12 protein-coding genes are annotated in these 14114 nt (G+C 38.5%); all 12 read left to right on the forward strand.

What is annotated here, in order from left to right; all coding sequences use genetic code 11:
* The first annotated feature begins 15 nt into the window (after window positions 1-15).
* Window positions 16-516: an urease accessory protein UreE gene (gene ureE / locus ACXJY6_RS08180; protein ID WP_458768021.1), complete on the forward strand. Its 501-nt coding sequence runs from the start codon at window positions 16-18 to the stop codon at window positions 514-516.
* Window positions 516-1178: an urease accessory protein UreF gene (locus ACXJY6_RS08185; protein ID WP_458768022.1), complete on the forward strand. Its 663-nt coding sequence runs from the start codon at window positions 516-518 to the stop codon at window positions 1176-1178. The genes ureE and ACXJY6_RS08185 overlap by 1 nt, the downstream gene beginning before the upstream one ends.
* Window positions 1179-1180: 2 nt before the next feature.
* A complete protein-coding gene (gene ureG, locus ACXJY6_RS08190) occupies window positions 1181-1822 on the forward strand; it encodes an urease accessory protein UreG (RefSeq protein WP_458768023.1) in 642 nt (213 codons plus the stop codon).
* A gap of 12 nt (window positions 1823-1834) precedes the next feature.
* Window positions 1835-2365, forward strand: a complete 531-nt coding sequence (locus ACXJY6_RS08195) for a HupE/UreJ family protein (RefSeq protein WP_458768024.1) — start codon at window positions 1835-1837, stop codon at window positions 2363-2365.
* An 808-nt stretch (window positions 2366-3173) separates the two neighbouring features.
* Complete coding sequence (locus ACXJY6_RS08200; protein ID WP_456049654.1) at window positions 3174-5384, forward strand: GumC family protein; 2211 nt, start codon at window positions 3174-3176, stop codon at window positions 5382-5384.
* A gap of 11 nt (window positions 5385-5395) precedes the next feature.
* Window positions 5396-6370: an NAD-dependent epimerase gene (locus tag ACXJY6_RS08205; RefSeq protein WP_458768025.1), complete on the forward strand. Its 975-nt coding sequence runs from the start codon at window positions 5396-5398 to the stop codon at window positions 6368-6370.
* A gap of 2 nt (window positions 6371-6372) precedes the next feature.
* On the forward strand, window positions 6373-7518 hold the full coding sequence (locus ACXJY6_RS08210) for a glycosyltransferase (RefSeq protein ID WP_458768026.1): 1146 nt from the start codon (window positions 6373-6375) through the stop codon (window positions 7516-7518).
* Window positions 7515-8627: a glycosyltransferase family 4 protein gene (locus tag ACXJY6_RS08215; protein ID WP_458768027.1), complete on the forward strand. Its 1113-nt coding sequence runs from the start codon at window positions 7515-7517 to the stop codon at window positions 8625-8627. Before ACXJY6_RS08210 ends, ACXJY6_RS08215 begins: the two co-directional genes overlap by 4 nt.
* Window positions 8628-8632: 5 nt before the next feature.
* A complete protein-coding gene (locus tag ACXJY6_RS08220; protein ID WP_458768028.1) occupies window positions 8633-9934 on the forward strand; it encodes an O-antigen ligase family protein in 1302 nt (433 codons plus the stop codon).
* Window positions 9921-10493: a serine O-acetyltransferase gene (locus ACXJY6_RS08225; protein WP_456049659.1), complete on the forward strand. Its 573-nt coding sequence runs from the start codon at window positions 9921-9923 to the stop codon at window positions 10491-10493. The genes ACXJY6_RS08220 and ACXJY6_RS08225 overlap by 14 nt, the downstream gene beginning before the upstream one ends.
* Window positions 10494-10521: 28 nt before the next feature.
* Window positions 10522-11937 carry an oligosaccharide flippase family protein gene (locus ACXJY6_RS08230; RefSeq protein WP_458768029.1) on the forward strand — a complete coding sequence of 472 codons (1416 nt, stop codon included), beginning with the start codon at window positions 10522-10524 and terminating at the stop codon, window positions 11935-11937.
* A gap of 228 nt (window positions 11938-12165) precedes the next feature.
* Window positions 12166-14034 (forward strand): right-handed parallel beta-helix repeat-containing protein, encoded by a 1869-nt coding sequence (locus ACXJY6_RS08235; protein ID WP_458768030.1) that lies wholly within the window; start codon window positions 12166-12168, stop codon window positions 14032-14034.
* Window positions 14035-14114 lie beyond the last annotated feature (80 nt).

Raw genomic sequence — 14114 nt, forward strand, 5'->3', positions numbered from 1 at the left:
AGAAGGATAATGAGTATGTTTCGAGTAGTAAGTCGATCTGATCACCATCATGGCGAAGTTCTGGATTCGGTTGTGTTAGCGTACGAAATGCGCCAACGTGGACGTTTTAGAACAGAGAGCCACAAAGGACACGATGTCGGTATTTTTCTTCCGCGCGGTGATGTATTGCAACACGGAGATTGTCTGTTTACAGAATGCGGCAAAGTATTCCAAGTTGTCGCCAAAGAAGAGCAAGTTGTTACCGCGGTTGCAAAAGATTGGATTTCATTTTCTAAAGCGTGTTATCACATGGGGAACCGTCATGTCCCCATGGAAATTGGTGAACAGTGGCTTCGCTTTCAGCCGGATCATGTTCTAGAAGAGATGGTTGAGCTGTTTGGACTCGAATGTCGCCACCATAAAGGTATGTTTAATCCAGAAAATGGGGCGTATCACGGTAGTGGGCATTCGCATGGACATTCACATAGTGATCATTCCCATAGCCACTCCCATAGTCACGGGGAGCATAGCCATTAATGAATGTTCAATCTCTGCTTTCACTGTTACACCTCAGCAGCCCAAGCTTACCTATCGGCGCATTCGCTTACAGTCAGGGCTTGGAAACTGCGGTTGAGTTGGAGTGGGTAACGGATGAGGCTTCGCTCCAAGAGTGGTTAGAACCAATATTAAATTTTGCACAAGTACATCTTGAAGTTCCGCTATTGATTCGTTGTTATCACGCATGGGAGAACAACGATCTCGTCGCTCTAGAGCATTGGCAAGCTGTGTTGCTTGCCAATCGTGAAACCGCGGAGTTGGTACAAGAAGAGCGAATGTTGGGCCAAACTTTTTTTCGATTGCTAAAGAGTTTGGATGTTGAATTACCGCCTGAAGCAAAAGGTATGAGCTATTTGCCATTGTTCGCTAAGGCGTGCCAGCATTTTGGTGTCTCAGCCGAACAAGCGGTTACAGGTTGGCTTTGGTCTTGGTTAGAAAATCAAATTACAGTAGCGTGTAAAACAGTGCCGCTTGGCCAAACCTCTGCACAACGAGTATTACTGGTATTGATGCCACAAATTGAACAAGTTTTATTAAAAGGGGTTAAGGTAGAGGACGAAGCGATCGGCTTGACTCTGCCAAATTTTGCCATGGCTTGTGCCTGGCATGAAACTCAATATTCACGATTATTTAGGAGTTAACCATGAGTTCTCAATGTCTACGAATTGGGGTTGGCGGCCCTGTTGGCTCGGGTAAAACCGCATTATTACGCCAGTTATGTCTAACGTTGCGTCAGCACTACGACTTTGCTGTTGTGACTAATGACATATACACCAAAGAAGATGCCGAATTTTTATTGCGTAATGAAGCTCTGGAAGCCGATAGAATTCTTGGGGTAGAAACTGGCGGATGTCCCCATACGGCGATCCGAGAAGACGCATCTATGAATTTAGCGGCGATTGATGAACTGCAAGATCGTCACCCAAAACTTGAATTTGTTTTGGTCGAAAGTGGCGGTGATAACCTAAGCGCGACGTTTAGCCCAGAGTTATCTGATTTGACGTTGTACGTGATCGATGTGTGCGCAGGAGATAAAATACCGCGTAAGGGTGGGCCTGGAATCACCAAATCAGATTTGTTGATTATCAATAAGACGGATCTTGCCCCCATGGTTAATGCGTCACTTGAGGTAATGGACCGAGATGCGAAAAAGATGCGTGGTAACAAGCCCTTCGTATTTACGAACTTGATTCGTGGAGATGGGTTAGAAGTTGTTATCGATTTTATTATTGAACGCGGCATGTTAGAGAAGCGCGACGTCGTGATTGAAGTTACAGAAGTATAAGGAAAAAAGTATATGAAGGGATTATTAAGAGGTTTGTCTGTAGGGTTGGTTTTGGTGAGTAGTAGCAGTTTTGCGCATACAGGTCATAGCGCACACGGAAGTTTTGTCGAGGGCATATTACACTCATTAACTGGATGGGATCATCTGTTAGCTATGGCATTGATTGGCTTGTTTCTTTCTGAGTTCACGTTCCGTAATGCAAGCAAGATTTCTGGTGTTATTATGGCTGCGATCGCGAGTGGTTACATTATTGGTCTTTCTTGGGGTGGGGCGAGTTCTGTGGAAGCGTTAGTCACAACATCGATCTTAGGACTGCCATTGGCTTTAGTTGCGTTAAAAAAAGGCGGAACGAAAAGTGTGATGGCGATAGCCGCTGTTGCGTTGTTTAGTGTTTCACATGGTTTAGTGCAAGGTGCAGAAGCACAAGGTGGCGCAGTTCAATTTGGCCTTGGTGTCATGCTAGCAAGTACACTCGTCATCAGTTTGACTTACGCTATCGGTCGACAGGCTGTCGCCGCTAAAGCTCGTTCAGTACATCAATAAACTTAATTTTGTAGTGTTGCTTTCAATGCCGGCTAACGTCGGCATTGTTGCTTAGTGTATAGCGACTTTCAACGAGCTCCATTTCATTCTAATCCGATATATTTTCTAGTACCGGACCTTCTCCAGATTAATTATTTCTCCTCACTAACGAAAGACGTATCGTACTTAAATTTGAGTCACCTTAAATTTTAACGGTTTCAACGAGTTGCATTACCTCTTCCTAATTTAAAAACATATTGAGTGTTAAATGTACAAATTGCACCAATTCCCCACCTTGGTTTCTTGAGAATGAAACATGTGTTTCACAAACCATACATGTCAAACATAACAATTATTAACAATTCACATACAAATAAATAGGTGTTATACGAAAAAACAACCTCTTTAATTGAGTTTATTGTCAATAGGGTTGTGTCTATTGGTATCTTAACGAGTGATTGTCTCGAATTTGATACTATGGGGTTTTACTCGATTAAGGTGGCCGATTAGTATTGTGCAAGTAATATAAGATGCCGATAATGAGTGCCAATGTGAACTTTCCGTCATAAGCAATACAGAGGAGTGTAAGCGCAAGTTATCGTTGAGAGAATTTAGAGGCCTTCAAATACGCAACCATACGCCGTTTGCCGCCAAATTAACCCATTGCTTAAGATGAAATTGAAGAATTTATACACGATAAGAGTAACTCTGCTCTCTCTGGTTCAGCAGGTTCTGGAAATACTCTTGATGTCATCACAACTTTTGGGTAAGCCCTTATTAACTTTAGATTTAAGTTAGTTTTAATAACATAAATAATTAGGTTTTTTGCATGCAAGATGAACTTAAAGATTCAAACTCAGAAGCTATCGTTGACTTCTCGCATTACATCAAAGTGATAAAACAGAGCTGGGTAAAGATAGCGCTATTTTGTTTCATGGTTTCAATATTATTGGTTCTGATCGTTCTGCAACTCGCACCAAAATACACTGCAACTGCAACACTGTTGATTGAAGCCCAAGAGAAAAAAGCAGTATCGATTGAAGAGATGGTAGGGTTTGATTCCAGTCAAAAGGAATACTATCAAACTCAATATGAAATAATGCAGTCAGATCCGATTGCTCAACGAGTTATCGAGAAACTGAAACTTGCTAAAAATCCAAAGTTCAATAAAAGTCTTACGGAATCACAATCGATTGCCGAATTCTTCAGCTGGTTGCCTTTTACGTCTTCAACGGTTGATGAGAGTGATTTCGGACCAATGCCAAAATCTGAATATGAGCAGATTGACGATAAGGTTAGTCAAGACATTTTACGCGACTTTAAGAAGAGTCTCGAAATCATACCTATTCGTAATACCCAGTTAGTAAAAATCAGCTTTACCGCTGAAGAGCCTGAGTTGGCAGCCAAAATTGCGAATGAAATTGGACTTGCCTATATCGAGAAAAACTTAGAGGGGCGATTAGCGGTTACTAAATACGCATCTAATTGGATCAATGCGCGAGCGGCTGAGCTGCAATTACAATTAGAGAATTCAGAGAAAGCTCTGTCTGATTATCTAGTAAAAGAGAAATTGATTGATGATAGTGGCATTGATGCATTAGCCAGTCGAGAGCTCGCTAATTTAACACAGCGCTTATCGGATGTAAGAGACCGACGTATTGAAGTAGAGTCAGCATATTCTGCATTGAGTACGTCAAGTACGAAAAATGTGGCTTTGATTTCATCAATTCCTTCGATTTCATCTCACCCACAAGTTGTCGCAATCCGAGCTGCTGAGCTGGAAGCGCAAAATGAAGTTAATGAATTACGCAAACGTTACGGCGAAAAACACGACAAGATGATTGCTGCACAAGCTCGCTTGGATGCGGTTAAAGAACGTGCATCGACGACGACTAACTTACTTATTAGTGGTTTTAATAAAGAGCTTCAAGCCCTTCGTAAACAAGAAAATTTAATTCAATCGACGATCAATCAACGTCGTGGGGATTTCCAAGCTTTATCAATTAAAAGAAATAAGTATGAATCGCTTAAGCGTGACGTTGCAACTAACCGCGATTTATTAAATGTATTTTTAACTCGTCAGAAGGAAACAACTGCGACTAAGGACTTTAATTCTACGATTGCTAGTGTAGTCGCTGAAGCAAGGACGCCACATTATCCAAGTGGAACAAGTCGATTATTGATCGTAATCGCTGGCTTAATATTGAGTTTTGGTTTTGCAGTCGTATTAGTGATTATTAATGACTCCCTAAGAAACACCATTACGTCGAGCGCCGACTTCGAAGACCGTTTTGGTTTAATTCCACTCGGGGGAATTCCGAAAGTCAAAGCGGCACGTTTTGAGAAAAAACCTCTCGATAATAGCGTTTTTCATGATGAAAATGAGAATACGTTCATCGAATCGATACGTTCGATACGCACATCCTTAATGCTGAGTAACCCAACTCATAAGCGTTTAGCGATTACCTCTTCAGTTGCATCGGAAGGGAAAACGACGATTGCGATCAACGTAGCCATCGCACTCGCCAATATGGAAAGTACTATTTTGATTGATGGTGACTTACGTAAATCGGCGATCGGCGAACGTTTTGGGTTGAAAAAAAACCAACAAGGTTTGAACAATCATTTGATTATGGGCACCGATTTATCTGAATGCTTATATAAGGATGAAAAATCAGGGTTAACAATTTTACCAGCAGGTATGCTCGCTAGCGATACACAAGAATTACTAAGCTCCGATCAATTTGCTGAACTGCTTAATACTTTAGAAAAGCAGTTTAAATACATCATTATCGACACGCCACCGACGCTACCAGTGAGTGACTCGCTAATTATTGGCCAGCTTACCCAGAAAATGCTGTTGGTTGTGAAAGCGAATGAGACTAAGCAAGAATCAGTTAAAAAGACGTTCGCTAAATTACGTAAACACGATATCAAGATTGAAGGTGTGGTTGTAAACCAGATTAGCCGTAAATTAGCAGGAGCTGAATACGGTTATGGGGAATATGGTCAATACGTCAATACAAACGACAAAGCATAGGACAAAAGAGTATGAAATTTTTAGTCACAGGAGCCGCAGGCTTTATCGGAAATTTTGTCGCTGAGCGTCTTTGTAATGAAGGTCATGAAGTGGTGGGCATTGATAATTTAAATGACTACTACGACCCTAAATTAAAACATGCTCGCTTAGAACGCATTCAATACTTAGATAACTTTCGTTTCATAGCGATGGATGTGTCGGATAGAGAAGCCGTAGCTGAATTATTTTTAAACGAAAAGTTTGAGCGAGTGATTCATCTAGCGGCTCAGGCGGGAGTTCGTTATTCCATCGAAAACCCTATGGCTTATGTCGATTCGAATTTAGTTGGTATGACGACGATTCTCGAAGGTTGCCGCCATAATAACGTTGGCCATTTAGTTTACGCATCTTCAAGCTCAGTCTACGGCATGAATGATAAAACCCCGTTTTCAGAAGATGACCGTGTCGATAGCCCTGTTTCTTTGTACGCTGCGACAAAGAAAGCGAATGAGTTAATGGCTCATACATACAGTCACTTATATAAATTACCAACGACAGGGTTACGCTTTTTTACGGTTTATGGGCCGTGGGGAAGACCCGATATGGCACCGTATCTGTTTACAGATGCTATCGCAAATAACAGGCCAATCAATGTTTTTAATAACGGTAAAATGAAAAGAGATTTTACGTATATTGATGACATCGTCGAAAGTTTAATCAGAATTCAAGATGTCACTCCTTCTGAAAAGTCGAACTACTACAGTCTATACAACATCGGAAACAATAGCCCTGTCGAGTTAGGGTACTTTATTGAATGTATAGAAAATAGTTTAAATACTAAAGCAGAAAAGAATTTAATGGCTATGCAACCAGGCGATGTAAAAGTGACTTATGCTGACTGCTCCAAGTTAGAAGCCGCAACCAATTTTACACCTAGTACTGAGCTACACGTTGGTATCGATAAATTTGTACAGTGGTTTAAAAACTATAATAAAGCGTGCGATTAACCATGAGAAAAAAGATAGCATTCTTGATTAACTCTTTGGAAGGCGGTGGTGCAGAAAGAGTTTTTACTAACTTGGTCAATTATCTTTCTGACAAAGATGAATATGAGATCGTTGTTATTCTCATTGATAACTTAGAGCAGAAATACGAAATTAATTCAAACATTGAACTCAAGGTTATTGCAAATAGCGGAAACATTACCAAGTTAGAATTATACAAACTGTATAAAGAGCTTAAACAAGGTGACTATGATTGTGTTATATCCTTTTTAACCCGAGCGAATATATTAAATTGTATTTGTAAGAAGCTAATTGGATATAAATCTATAATCAGCGAGCGAGTTAATACATCCACTCATTTAGAAAGTGGACGATTTTCTGACTTAAAAAAACGCTTAATTTCGATTACCTACCGACTATCAGATAAGATTTTTGCGGTATCAAATGGTGTTAAAACAGAGCTGGTCGACAATTTTAATATTGAGAAAGAAAAAGTTGAAGTGATCTACAACTCGATTGATATCGACCGAATATCTGCGTTGGCCAATAATAATTCTCTTGTTTCTGATATTGATGATTTTATCTCATCAAATACCTTGGTTTGCGTTGGGCGTTTAGTTGAAAATAAGAACTTTCAATTGGTCATTGAAGCTATCAAGAGCCTTCCAAATAATTTAATTATTATAGGTCAAGGACACCTTGAACCTGAACTAAGAGCGTTGGTAGACGAGAATGATTTAAACGACCGTGTAAAATTCACAGGCCATATGTCTAATCCTTTTTGCGTAGTGCAAAAATGCATGGCTTATGTTCAAACTTCAAACTCAGAAGGTTTTCCTAATTCATTAACTGAAGCTATGGGTTTAGGAATCCCTGTTATTTCCACAGATTGTAAGTCTGGGCCAAGAGAAATTCTAAATCCAGATTGTAAAGATAGTACATTATTCTCTCAAGATGTTGAATTGAGTGAGTATGGTATTTTATATCCAGTAAATGATGTCGAAAGCTTAATTAAAGCAATAAAAATAATAAATACATCTCCAGAAATATTAAGTAGATATTCAAAACTGTCAACGGATAGGGCTAGTACATTTAAACCTAATGTAATTTTTGATCACTATTTAAATAGTATTCAGGAGATAATATCATGAACGAGCAAATTGCAGTTATAGGATTGAGAGGAATCCCTGGCATAATGGGAGGTATTGAAACACACTGTGAAAAACTTTACCCATTAGTCAAAGAATTAGATCCTGATTTAGATATAACCGTATATTGTAGAAAGTCCTATGTTTTCGATCGAATACCGTATAAAGGTATAAATCGAATTTCAATATTTAGTACAAAAAATAAAAATATTGAGACGCTGTTGCATACATTTCTTTCTATATTACATGCTCGTTTTATTAAAAATATAAGAATTGTTCATATTCATGCTATTGGGCCTGGGTTGTTATCTCCGTTTGCTAAGTTACTTGGTATGAAAGTAATCGTTACTCATCATGGTGCTGACTACAATCGGCAGAAATGGGGACCGTTTGCAAAATTCGCTTTAAAAGCAGGCGAGTTTCTGTGTGTTAAATTTGCTAGCCGAGTGTTGATAGTCAGTAATAGTTTAAGTAACAAGCTGAGTGCTGTGTATAAATCAGATAACATGTTTTTTGTGCCTAATGGTGTGAAAAATATTGAATTTGAACCGAGCGCTTGTTCTATTGATGATGATGTACTGAGCTTAATTAATAATGACAATAGCCCTGGTTACATATTAGCTGTAGGGCGATTAGTCCCAGAAAAAGGCTACCATGATTTAGTCGAAGCCTATAAAAAATTGACGAATAAAAAGTACAAACTGGTGATTGTTGGGGATGCAGATCATCCTAACTTTTATAGCAAAGGTTTAATCGCAAACCAAAGTGACGACATACTCTTTCTTGGACGTCGTAGTGGTGCGACTCTTGATATTCTTTATAGAAAAGCATCGCTATTTATATTACCAAGTTACCATGAAGGGCTGCCTGTGGTTGCTTTAGAGGCTGTAAGCTATGGGCTGCCGATCCTCTTAAGTAATATCGATGAGAATTCTGATATTGGCTTGAATCATCCATCTTACTTTAATGTGGGTAATGTTGATGAGTTAAGTGCTAAATTAGGTGTGGATAATTTTGATGCTTATAAGAGTGATTATGAAATCATACTTGATAAATACGATTGGAAAAAGATTGCCAAATCTTTAGTTGGTCATTACGAAGATATTAGGTAATTTCTATGTCGGTATTATCAGCTGCAGTCATTATCCTTAGTATAATTATATCATTATACTATGCAGCACGATTAAAGTTGGACGATTCGGTTTGTTTTTTAATCTATGCCCTTGGTGGTCGATACGCACTTTCTTTTGTCCATGAGTTTTCATTTAGTCCTGCTTTAGCTGGTCAATCTCTGAACTCTTTATTTTCTATTTCTGTCGTATTATTGGGATTGATGTTTTTTATTAGGTTTTATGTAAACCTCAAATACATCAATTCGGTTGGTGTTTTAATTCTAGTTGCATTCACTAGTTCCTTTATTAATTCAACTCTTGGTGAGTTTTTACAAGAGTTTACCAAATGGGGTTACTTTTTCTCATTAACGCTCTCAATTTATCTATTGATGAAAAAACATAGTGGCGAAGTCATATTAAAAGTTATTGCTCCTATATTTATTGGCGTTGTTATTAGTCAACTATTATCAATAGTATTGAATACCCCAAAAATGACCGAGCAAATACTATCGGATTCTAATTCGGCAAGTTATATTGGCGGATATGGTCATGAATCGGCTTTTTCATTTATTTTGTTGACAGTCGGGGTGCTGATTTTACAAGCTTCAAAATATTGGAATAAGTCATCTACTGCGTTTTTTTGCTTAACCGTATTGTTTATTTTAATTGTCTTTGCAAACTATCGTACGAGCTTGATGGCATATTTAGTTCTATTTATTATGTATATCATTTATTTTATTGGAAGAAAGCAGGTCCCAGTTAAAATTATAAGTTATTCTATCGCCATACTTGTTGGTTTTTTAGTCACTACTTTATTTTTAAACGAAATAACAAGCCGGTTTTCCGATATCGGTGATCTGTTTACTAAATTAGATTTCAAACTCATATTGGACCCGTCTACTTTCACGGTCGAAGAAAAAAGGCTGCTGTCTTCTCGTTTGTATATCTGGAACTTATATTATTTTGAGTATAAATCCTTTCCATTGATCAATTTGATTTTTGGGTCTGGTCCTGGTTCATGGAAGCAGTATTTTGATCTTTATGCACACAATAGTTTTGTGGCGTATTTGTTTGATATGGGGATTGTTGGAGTCCTATGTTTGATCGTTTTCTATCTTCAGATTTACTTTACCTTATTTTTTAGAAAGCTATGTAATGCGCATATGCAAGGTGCATTTTTCAGCTTTATCGTATTAAACTTAGCAACTATGCCGTTATGGAATATTGAAGGCCTAATTCTGCTGGCATTTATCGTTGGAATTTCAATGTATAATTTAGAAAATGAGAGTGGACATGATAAGAGATAAGCACAGTTACTTGCTCTATAAAAATGAAGATAAAAAGGCTTTGGAGCTCACTCGTAATATTTACTTTGAATGGTTATTCAATGATATATGGAGATTTCAAAGAAATTTACGTAGAACAGAGTATTGGTTCAATTGTAAAAACGGCATCGTTAACAAGGTTATCTACTATATGCTAGCGTTGAGGACAAAAAAATTGGGCACCAAGCTCGGTTTTTCTATCCCAATCAACGTTTTTGGTAAAGGGCTCTCTATAGCTCACACCGGTACTATAGTCGTGAATTCTAACGCTCGAGTAGGTGACTATTGTCGTATCCACGTCTGCGTCAATATAGGTGCTGATATTTCAGATGGAACTCTAGCTCCTTGTCTTGGCGACAACATTTACATTGGCCCAGGAGCTAAAATATATTCAAACATTGCGATAGGTGATAATACGGTCATCGGAGCCAATAGCGTTGTAAATAAAAGCTTCACTGATGGAAATTGTACGATAGCCGGTATTCCTGCAAAAAAAATCAAAGACGTTGGTAAAGACGTTATTCGCGAGACTTCAGTTTAAATATATAACGATCGGTGAATTGGCATAAATGATAAATAATAGAATATTGCAGCTAATATGGGTGTTCACCGAAAGGTTTGGATTGATTGTTTTAGCGACAATCTCATTCTATGTGTTTGCGTTAGAGTTAACTCCAGAACAGTTAGGTAAAGGCGTTCTCGCGTTATCTATTATTGAATTTGCCGGCTTGTTTTTTACCGCAGCACTCGAAGACCCATTTGTCCGGCAAACAAAGTTAGATTCAGAGAAGGACGGGACTTTATTTTGGTCCAGTCTGATCATCTCGCTTGTTTGTTCAATCTTAATTATTTCTGGAATTGCTATTGTTAGTGATGACAGTGCATTTATCTACTTAGTAGCCTTCGCGACTCTTAAACTTCCAGTACTATTATGTTCACGTGTTTTCGTAGCGCATTTACGTCGTGCGGGGAAATTTAAAGCGTTAATGATAAGAACCATATATGGCAAAGTACTTGGTTCGATATGTGCGATTTATCTTGCGATGACCGGAGCTGGAGCGTGGGCTATTGTCGTTCAAGCGGTTGTTATGGATGTTGTAGCCTTTGTTATTCTTCTGTCCGTTGATCGCAGACCATTGCCACTTAAAATTAATTTTAAATTCTTACATGAACTGCTTTCAGTAGGGGTTGTGACAAGCCTTAAAGCGATCAGTATGGATATGATGGGACGCGGTATTAACCTGATGGTTGGTGTCGTTGCTGGTAACGAGGTGTTGGGTATTTTTAATATGGCCCAGCGTCTGATAGAGCTCTTACGTAGCTCTATATATACAGGTTTAGCGAGCTATGCCTTACCTGTTATGTCTAGGCGGCAAAATGATATTGCGCGTCTATCTAAGTTTTTTATGTCAGCAACAAAGTACACGCACTTAATGATTCTACCGCTTTTCTTAGGGCTAGCTGTCGTCGCCGATGATGTGGTTGTGCTTATTTTCGGTATGAAATGGCAACCTTCTGTAGTGGTATTACAGTCTTTGGCTGTTATCACCGCTGTCGGTTCAATACTGGTTCTTGTTCCTAGTTTGTTACTTGCAGTTAAAAAACCACAATTGACTCTAAAATCGGAAGTACTCGGCTCGTTGATTGCTGTAGCGAGTATTTTTATCTTTGGGCCATTGTATGGTGCATTAGCCGGTGCTATTGCGGTAATCGTGAGGTTCATTTTAATTTTACAGCCTAACTGTCGTGCGCTTAATCAAGTTGCCAATATTGGTTCTCGCGATTTTTTCAAACAGTTAATTCCCATTTATCTATCAGGGTTCTTGATGGTATCAACCGTTTTAGTATTGAATAACTATTTTCAATATGACGCTTTGATGTTACCCGTTAAAATAGTCGTTGGTATGCTCAGCTATGTTGTTGCGTTGTTTATATTTGATCGATTTTGGTTGAAGGATATGATGAGATTTATTAAAAATGATTAATATCCTTGCAGACTGTAATCTGCATTTAGATAAACTAGAGACTTAACAATGAATAAGTTGGTTGTGGTTTTTTTTGTAATCCTGTTTTCCTCGCAGACATTCGGGGCTAAAGATACGGAAAGCAGCATTACGATAAGCCACACTCATAATATAAAGCATAGTATTCAATTGCTTATAAATAGGTTGGAAACGCAGAAGGTCAAGACGGAGAGAGAAGTAGAGAGTATATTGCTACAACTCGAATCCAAAGGAGAGCTCAGTTATTATATTCCTAGTTCATTAAATGTAGACGTAAAATTAGCCGCTTTTCTCTTATTCACTGCTGTTGCGAACGAACGACTGGTCGATGTTATTGAAGAAAGCGTTAGCCAACATTTCGATGTCAACTCTCTTCTACATCTAGCGTTTATTCTCAATACTGATGATCCATTACAATTCGCTAAAAACATTCTTTATTCACGATCTCTAGATTTCGAGAAAGTGATCGAATCATTTTCTCAATATACGGGCATCAATTCGCAACCATTGAGCGCTTATGCGGAATCTTTGACGGAATCATATCGAATAACACCTCTAATCGAATCGGCGAGTATCACACTATACCGTCGCTCTGAACATGAAACTGCACAGGTTTCATTTCGAAAGAAACACTCACAGCAATGGAAGCAATCCTTCGATTTACAGTGGGAACCAATCAGTCGTTCACTATCTGGCAGCATTGTATATCTAGAGCCGAATACTGAATATGATGTAAAGGTTACGTTGTTCAATTCATCAGAGAGGCTTAGTACGAGCTTCTATTCATTTACAACTTGGCCTAATACTCCTCCTATAGACAACAATAAAGTATTTAAATTATCAGATATCTATGAAGGTGGGCCGTTAGATTTGACCAAACTCGGTATATCTGGCAGTAAATCGGGATGGGCCGTGATTGAGGGGGATCCCACTACGCCGATTGTGGTTGAAGAGGGAAGTGACTCTGCGATTAACATCGGATCCAATTCATATGTGTACTTCAAAAATATAACGGTAAACGGAGGAGTTAGAAACGCAATTCGTAGCGAGCAAGCTCATCATTTATGGTTTGACGGGTGTGATATCTCCGGCTGGGGAAGAACTGGTGAGAAACTCAATGATGGCCGCTATTATGATGAGAAAAGCAGAGACTTAATTAACTACGATTCCGCATTTTATCTCAAGCAGACAGGGGTTGTAGTTGTCGAAAATTGTCATGTACACAGTCCAAAAGGCAGTGCAAATAATTGGTCATCCGGTCATCCTGCTGGTCCAAACGCCTATTTAGCATGGGCAAGTCATCCTAATTCTGAGCTTAGTGGACAAGTGGTACTGCGAAATAATCACTTTTATGGCAAATCAGATCATCGATTTAACGATGTAATCGAAGGATACAAAAATGGCTATGTTTATGGTGGCTTTGTTCGAGACTCTGCTATTTATAACAATAAGCTGGAATATGCTAACGACGATATTATCGAAATCGATGGTGGGCAAAGTAATGTATTACTTTACAACAACGATATATCAAATGGATACGTTGGTATTAGCGCTATTCCCAATGTAAAAGGACCATCATTTATATTCAATAATCATGTCTATAGCTTAGGTGACGATTCAGGGAAATCATGGGCCTCGATTAAGCTTGGTGGTTTAAAAAGCCGACCTAAAGGAAAGACTAATATCTTTTACAATTTGATTCGTACTAACAGCAACGGTATTTCTTATGCTGGATATTTAGGGGATTCAAGCTTTTGGGCTGACGCTCGTTCGAACGTTATAATTCATGACTTTTACTCAAAAAATCGTGGGTTTAGTATTTACGATAAATACCCATCTGGCTTGTCTAACTTTTCAAACAATTACATGTTTAATATAATAACTAAGCAACCATTATTTGATGCCCAAATAGCAGCAGACTTTTATGATATTGAGTTAGTTAACGATAATATTGCTAATAGTATTTGGCATTCACCGGAGTTATCGACAACATTCAATATACCGGAAGCGCTGAGAGTACCCAATATGACCAAGGTCGATGGTTCAGGTGCTGTCATCATTGGGTATACCTACCCTTAATACACTTTTAATAACAGGTGCTAAGATTTAAAAATCTGGATAATTAATACATGCGATAAATAAAAGTGTGTAGCAGATCA

It is taken from the genome of Vibrio phycocola, assembly GCF_054404255.1.

Bases quoted from the DNA above. Each gene is read 5' to 3' on its own strand.
- ACXJY6_RS08215 (WP_458768027.1), top strand. From the start codon at position 7,515: ATGAACGAGCAAATTGCAGTTATAGGATTGAGAGGAATCCCTGGCATA.
- ACXJY6_RS08230 (WP_458768029.1), top strand. From the start codon at position 10,522: ATGATAAATAATAGAATATTGCAGCTAATATGGGTGTTCACCGAAAGG.
- ureE (WP_458768021.1), top strand. From the start codon at position 16: ATGTTTCGAGTAGTAAGTCGATCTGATCACCATCATGGCGAAGTTCTG.
- ACXJY6_RS08210 (WP_458768026.1), top strand. From the start codon at position 6,373: ATGAGAAAAAAGATAGCATTCTTGATTAACTCTTTGGAAGGCGGTGGT.
- ACXJY6_RS08205 (WP_458768025.1), top strand. From the start codon at position 5,396: ATGAAATTTTTAGTCACAGGAGCCGCAGGCTTTATCGGAAATTTTGTC.
- ACXJY6_RS08220 (WP_458768028.1), top strand. From the start codon at position 8,633: ATGTCGGTATTATCAGCTGCAGTCATTATCCTTAGTATAATTATATCA.
- ACXJY6_RS08200 (WP_456049654.1), top strand. From the start codon at position 3,174: ATGCAAGATGAACTTAAAGATTCAAACTCAGAAGCTATCGTTGACTTC.
- ACXJY6_RS08225 (WP_456049659.1), top strand. From the start codon at position 9,921: ATGATAAGAGATAAGCACAGTTACTTGCTCTATAAAAATGAAGATAAA.
- ureG (WP_458768023.1), top strand. From the start codon at position 1,181: ATGAGTTCTCAATGTCTACGAATTGGGGTTGGCGGCCCTGTTGGCTCG.
- ACXJY6_RS08185 (WP_458768022.1), top strand. From the start codon at position 516: ATGAATGTTCAATCTCTGCTTTCACTGTTACACCTCAGCAGCCCAAGC.
- ACXJY6_RS08195 (WP_458768024.1), top strand. From the start codon at position 1,835: ATGAAGGGATTATTAAGAGGTTTGTCTGTAGGGTTGGTTTTGGTGAGT.